Below are 4,255 nucleotides of genomic sequence, written 5' to 3'. Positions count from 1 at the left end.
GATGGAGCGCGTCGAGCCGAACTGGGCGATGGAAAGGGTGGCATCAGCAGTGGCGTGCACTTCAGGGGTGAGGCCCGGCCCTTCCTGGCCGAACACGAGCACGCAGTTCTGGGGCAATTCGTAGGTTTCCAGCGGCACCGAATCAGGGAAGTTGTCGATCCCGATGATCCGCAGTCCCTCCCCAGCTGCCCATGCCACGAACTCCTCGACTGTGGGGTGGTGACGGACATGCTGGTAGCGGTCGGTGACCATGGCGCCCCGGCGGTTCCACCGTCGTCGACCGATGATGTGAACTTCCTTGGCCATGAAGGCGTTGGCGGTGCGTACCACTGAACCGATGTTCAGGTCGTGCTGCCAGTTTTCGATCGCCACATGGAAGTTGTGGCGGCGGGAGTCAAGGTCGGAGACGATTGCATCGTGGCTCCAGTAGCGGTACTGGTCGACTACGTTGCGGGTGTCCCCCGCGGTCAGCAGGTCCCGGTCCCAGTGTCCGCCCTCCGGCAACTCGCCCTCCCAGGGCCCGACGCCTACCTGAACCGGCTGAGTTTCGGGGTTTTCTTTCACGCTCCCAGCCTAAGGTGAAAGACTGTCGGAGATAGCACCGCCCGGACGGCAGGGAGAGATCGTATGCGCGAAAACGAACACATTGAGTGCTGGCTGACGGATATGGACGGCGTGCTCGTCCACGAGAACCAGGCCATCCCCGGCGCGGCGGACCTGATCGACCGCTGGGTGGCCACCTCTAAACGGTTCCTGGTGCTGACCAACAACTCAATTTATACCCCGCGTGACCTCGCGGCCCGGCTCAGAGCTTCCGGCCTGGAAGTGCCTGAGGAGAACCTGTGGACCTCCGCCCTCGCCACGGCCCAGTTCCTGAAGGAGCAGTTGCCGGGTGGCCGCGCATACGTGATCGGCGAGGCGGGGCTGACGACGGCGCTGCATGAGGCGGGGTTTGTGCTCACCGATCAGAACCCGGACTATGTGGTGCTCGGCGAGACCCGTACCTACTCGTTTGAGGCGATCACCAAGGCAATCCGGCTCGTGGAAGGCGGCGCCCGGTTCATTGCGACCAACCCGGACGTAACCGGGCCCTCAAAAGAAGGGCCGCTGCCTGCCACCGGAGCCGTCGCCGCGCTGATCACTGCGGCGACCCGGCGTGTCCCCTATATTGTCGGCAAGCCCAATCCGATGATGTTCCGTTCGGCAATGAACCAGATCGACGCCCACTCGGAAACGACTGCGATGATTGGCGACCGGATGGACACCGACATCATCGCGGGGATGGAGGCGGGCCTTCACACGGTGCTGGTGCTCAGCGGGATCACCCAGCGCGCCGATATTGACGCCTACCCGTTCCGGCCAGCCCAGATCATGGACTCAGTCGCTGATCTGATCGACCAGGTCTGATCCGTGGCAGGAGTCCTCAATCTCCGCGACATTGCTGAGCTCACCGCCGCCGATCCTCGGGCGCCTGCCCCCGGTAGGGTGTTTCGGTCCAGCCAGCCGTTCGGTTGGGATCTCGAAGCGACCATGGAGTTCCTCACGAGGCAGGGCATCGAGACCATCGTTGACTTGCGCAGCGAACGTGAGGCTGGCATGGTGCCGTGGCTGGTCGCCGCGGACGCTGGGATCGACCTGGTCGCTGCACCGTTGGATCCCTCTGAGGCCAACCCGGCAACCACCATGGGCCTGCTGACCGCTGAGGACCTGGGTAACCATTACGTGGGCTGGCTGCGTAGCCGTCCGGAGATGGTGGTCAGCGCCTTGGCGCCAATCGTGGCGGGCCGAACCACGCTGGTGCACTGCGCCGCAGGCAAGGATCGCACTGGAGTGATTACCGCAGTCGTTCTTCTGGTGGCTGGAGTTTCCGATGACCTGATCATCCAGGACTACTCCCGGACCGCCGGTGCCCTGCCGGAAGTTCTGCCGGAACTGGCGAAACTTTGGGTGGGGCATGCACCCACCGGGGCGGAGCGAATCTCGTTCGAGAACCCGCCAGTGATCTTCACTGCGCCGGCCGCGGCGATGGCCACCTTCATTGGCGGGCTCCGCCAGGAGTTCGGAACTGTTGACTCGTTCCTGGAGGGTGCCGGGATGGACCGCCACGACCTGGCGCGTCTCCGGCGGACGCTCAGCGGTCAATAGACCGTTCGGAGATAGCCGCCCCGTGGGAGCGGAAGGAACTCGTCCTGCAGTGCTGCGACGATGCTCTGGTAGATCAGCGGGTTCCACTGCGGACTGGCGTGGGCGGGCAGCGCCCCCTCAGTGACATAGTCAGCTGACACCAGATTGTCGGGGAATGCCTCCGCCCAGCCCGGCCGGGCAGTCGAGTAGTTCACTGTCCCGTCGTTGGGGTTCCCGATGAAAGCGATCTTGGTGTCCCCCAGCGTGCCCTGAAAACGGGTGACGTTGTAGTGGAAGATGTAGGACGACTGCGACTGGATCAGCACACTTGATGGCGCGAAGGGGGACAGCTGCTCAAGTGTCTGGTTCATGACCTGCTGCCAGGAGCGCTCATTCTTGTTGACAATCCGCTCACCCAGCTCATAGCCGCCCCTGAGCACAGTGGGGACCCGGTAACCGGCGTCGTACAGGAACACCACTCCCTCGAAGACTGCCTGATCCAGCACATCGGTCCGGGAGTGCGGGCTCGAATCGAGGATGATCAGCTCCACATCGATACCGAGGCCGCGCAGCTGCGATGCCACTTCGATGGCCACCATGCCGCCGAAACTGTGGCCATAGAAGTAGAGGGTTTCCACCTGAAAAATCCTCACGTAGCGGTTCAGCGCCGCAACGATATTGGCGATATTCAGCCCGCGGTTGGAGTACCCCAGCACCGAGATCTGCCCACGCTGGCCGAGAGCGGGCTGGAGCGAGTTGGCGATCCAGCTGCCCTCTTCCCAGCTGGTCTTATAACCAGGAAAGATGATCCAGCGGGTCCGTGGAAACCGGCGGGCGGCTTCCGAGTCCTCAACCGGGAGGATCTGCAGCTCCTCCCGCTCCTCCTGAATCCGCCGGGTCAGGAAAAGGTCGGCTGCGAGGGTGAGACCAAACGCTGAGCCAACCAGGAAGGACCGGCGGGACATGCCCTTGATGCCGTGCGCATAGCGAAGCAGCCGCTCGGAGTCCTCAGTCATGGGTCTGCGGGGGCGCTAGCCCAGACCGAGCTCGTCTTTGCCGAAGGCATAGAGGTAGGGCACTGACGCCTCCGACTCAATCCGTTCCTTCGAACCGGTATCCCGGTCAACGATCACTGCCACTGCCTGCACCAGGCCACCCGCTCGCCGGACTCCCTCCACAGCGCTGAGCGCTGACCCTCCGGTGGTCGAGGTATCTTCGAGTACGACGACGGGCCGGCCGGCAACATCCGGGCCCTCGACCTGGCGGGCCATGCCATGAGTCTTTTGGGTCTTACGCACCACAAACGCGTCAATGGCCCGGTTGTCGCGGGCCGCGGCGTGCATAACTGCGGTGCCCACCGGGTCAGCCCCCATGGTCAAGCCGCCGGCGCTCTCAAAGGTGATGCCGGCGTCGTCGAGCAACTCCAGCATGACCTTTCCCACCAGTTGTGAAGCTTCGTGGTGGAGGGTGATCCGGCGCAGATCGATGTAATACTCGGCTTCCTTACCGCTGGACAGCGTCACTTTCTCATGCACGATGGCCAGCTCCTGGATAAGTTCACGCAGGCGGTCACGAGCGGCGGTAGCAGTCATGGGTGCAATTCTACTGGCAGCACCCGGGCTGAAGGCGCCAACGGTGGCGCGTATCTGCCAGCCCGGATCAGGGGGCAATGAGGCTCGCGGTCTCGATCGACTCCGGGGACAGGACATGCGAGATAGCCATCACCGATGCCCCGCGGACGCCCGCACTTTTCCCTGCGGCCGACGGGACTATCCTCAAGTGTTCGGTGGCCAGCGGCAACGACCGCCGGTAGACCACCTCCCGGATCCCGGCCAGCAGATGTTCTCCCGCCTGCGCCAGACTGCCCCCGATCACCACCACTGACGGGTTGATCAGGTTCACGCACGTCGCCAGAACATCGCCGATGTCACGGCCAGCCTGACGGATCACCTGGATGGCGTCCCCGTCCCCCGAGCGCACCAGGTCGATTACCCCCTGGCTGTTGGTCAGCGTCCCACCGGTGAGTGAGTTCAGTGCGGCGGCGAGCGCAGGCACGCCAGCCAGTGCTTCGAGGCATCCGGTGTTTCCGCAGCGGCAGGGAATATCGCCGCCGCGGGGGACCCGGACATGG

At 63.9% G+C, this 4,255-nt stretch carries 6 protein-coding genes; 2 read left to right on the top strand and 4 right to left on the bottom strand.

All coding sequences use genetic code 11. The annotated features are described in order from the left end of the window. A partial coding sequence (locus tag Y703_RS18120) for a TrmH family RNA methyltransferase (RefSeq protein ID WP_035763930.1) occupies positions 1–564 on the bottom strand: 564 nt, incomplete at its 3' end. A 63-nt stretch (positions 565–627) separates the two neighbouring features. Here Y703_RS18120 and Y703_RS0105260 point away from each other — a divergent pair. Next, positions 628–1,407 (top strand): HAD-IIA family hydrolase, encoded by a 780-nt coding sequence (locus Y703_RS0105260; protein WP_026551870.1) that lies wholly within the window; start codon positions 628–630, stop codon positions 1,405–1,407. A 3-nt stretch (positions 1,408–1,410) separates the two neighbouring features. Then, positions 1,411–2,145, top strand: coding sequence for a tyrosine-protein phosphatase (locus Y703_RS18115; RefSeq protein WP_051427329.1), 735 nt, complete (start codon positions 1,411–1,413; stop codon positions 2,143–2,145). Here the strand turns inward: Y703_RS18115 and Y703_RS0105250 are convergent. The 3 genes from Y703_RS0105250 to Y703_RS18110 form a co-directional block, all read right to left on the bottom strand. Then, a complete protein-coding gene (locus tag Y703_RS0105250; RefSeq protein WP_026551869.1) occupies positions 2,139–3,140 on the bottom strand; it encodes a thioesterase domain-containing protein in 1,002 nt (333 codons plus the stop codon). The two genes, Y703_RS18115 and Y703_RS0105250, sit on opposite strands and share 7 nt — an antisense overlap. A gap of 15 nt (positions 3,141–3,155) precedes the next feature. Beyond that, on the bottom strand, positions 3,156–3,716 hold the full coding sequence (gene pyrE, locus Y703_RS0105245; protein ID WP_026551868.1) for an orotate phosphoribosyltransferase: 561 nt from the start codon (positions 3,714–3,716) through the stop codon (positions 3,156–3,158). A gap of 67 nt (positions 3,717–3,783) precedes the next feature. Continuing rightward, positions 3,784–4,255 (bottom strand): ROK family protein (locus Y703_RS18110; RefSeq protein WP_035763928.1); only part of this gene is annotated, 472 nt, incomplete at its 5' end.

It is taken from the genome of Arthrobacter sp. H20, from assembly GCF_000520515.1.
In the GTDB taxonomy this organism is placed as follows: Bacteria; Actinomycetota; Actinomycetes; order Actinomycetales; family Micrococcaceae; genus Arthrobacter_D.
Note: the sequence above shows the minus strand (reverse complement) of the source record. Positions and strands in the feature narration are given on the sequence as shown.